Consider the following 1,631-nt stretch of genomic DNA (forward strand, 5'->3'; position numbering starts at 1 on the left):
TGGCAGGCGCCGCCGTCGCCGTGATCCTGGCCAGCCTGATCGGCGTGGCCGCCATGACCGGTTTGCTGCCCAGCTCCAACAGCGCCAACGCGCCGCAGCAGCCACAACAGGTCGCCCAGGAAGCGCCCGCTCCGGCGCCCCAGCAGCAACGCCAGCAACTGGCCGCCAACAGCGCTGCGGCACGCGTGGCCGAAGAACAACCGGCACGCGCCGCGGCCCCGGCGCCAGCCGTTTGCAGCAGTTGCGGTGAGGTAGTCAATGTGCGTGCCGTCAGCAATACCCCCAGCGGCAGCGGCGTAGGTATCGCCGGTGGCGCCGTGGTCGGTGGCCTGCTGGGCAACCAGGTCGGTGGTGGCACCGGCCGCACCCTGGCCACCATTGCCGGCGCCGTCGGCGGCGGCTATGCCGGTAACGTGGTCGAGAAGCGCGTGCGCACCACGACCAGTCATGTGGTGGAAGTACGCATGGAAAACGGCAAGATCCGCAGCTTCCCGCAGACCAACGAAAACTGGCGCGTAGGCGACCAGGTTCGTGTCGTCAACGGCCACCTGGAAGGTCGTGGCTGAGAACCGGCATCGCCTCCCCAAACATGCCGCGCCGCATTTGCCGCGCGGCATTTTTCATGGCGGCAATGTTATCGACATGTCACCTGAATTTGACGCTTGCAAATTCCGTAACGGCGTCTAGAATCCAAGGGCCACTTGTCAATGACATTCGCAAGCAGCTGGCAAGACTGCATCAGAATCAATAACATCCATTGCAATCTTTTTCGGGGGAAAAATGATTAGTCCAGGGGTCATTATTGAAGAACGGGGCGAAGCGACGGTGTTGACCAGGACCAGTCCTACCGTACCTGCAATGATCGGACTGTTTCATAAGCCCGACGGAACGAGATACACCACGGCGGATTGCTTCAAGGTATCGGGCATGGCCGACCTGCGCAGGGCCTTTCCGAATCTGATGAATATGCAGGTGAAGATCGCAGCGACGGGGGCGACTGTCGAAGCGTGTGGACATGAATACGGCTTTTCGGCGATGGCGCTGGAGCATTATTTCATCAATGGCGGCGGTCCTTGCTATATCCTGCCGTCTGCCGGCCGCACCGATGCCGAATTCGATACCTCGATCCTTAAGTTCCAGGAAATTTCCCTTATTGCCGTAATAGACCCGACCGATGCGGCCGATGTCTATCAAGACGCATTGGAGGGCCTGTTGAATGAACGCAAAGGATACTTTGCCATACGTCACATGAAGACAGCTTCCGCTGCACCGGACGTATTGACTGCCGGGCCGCAGCGGAGCCTCTACCACCCTTGGTTATATCTGACTCACTCACCATGGCGCAATGATGCGGCCATTCCGGTGATGTACGCCGACAGCACGACGCAGACAACGCTGGCCGACTTGAAAACTGCCGATCCTGCTGCCTATGCACTTGCGGATGCCGCGGTCAAAAAACAGATTCTTGCATTTACCAAGGTACCTATCCCGCCGTCGGCGTGCGTCGCTGCCGCCTATTGCAAGACCGATCGCGAGCGCGGTATATGGAAGGCACCCGCCAATATCGTCATCACCAATGCCGCGCCAAGGACCAGGGTCACCGACACCGAGCAGGCCGACCTCAACGACAA

General features: G+C 60.0%; 1 protein-coding gene and 1 pseudogene. Both read left to right on the forward strand.

Annotation, left to right across the window (positions count from 1 at the left end):
• Positions 1–566 (forward strand): glycine zipper 2TM domain-containing protein (locus PMI40_RS12095; RefSeq protein ID WP_008115687.1); only part of this gene is annotated, 566 nt, incomplete at its 5' end.
• 361 nt (positions 567–927) lie between these two features.
• Positions 928–1,631: pseudogene (locus tag PMI40_RS12100) on the forward strand (hypothetical protein); the annotation flags it as partial.

The organism is Herbaspirillum sp. YR522, from assembly GCF_000282575.1.
In the GTDB taxonomy this organism is placed as follows: domain Bacteria; phylum Pseudomonadota; class Gammaproteobacteria; order Burkholderiales; family Burkholderiaceae_D; genus Herbaspirillum.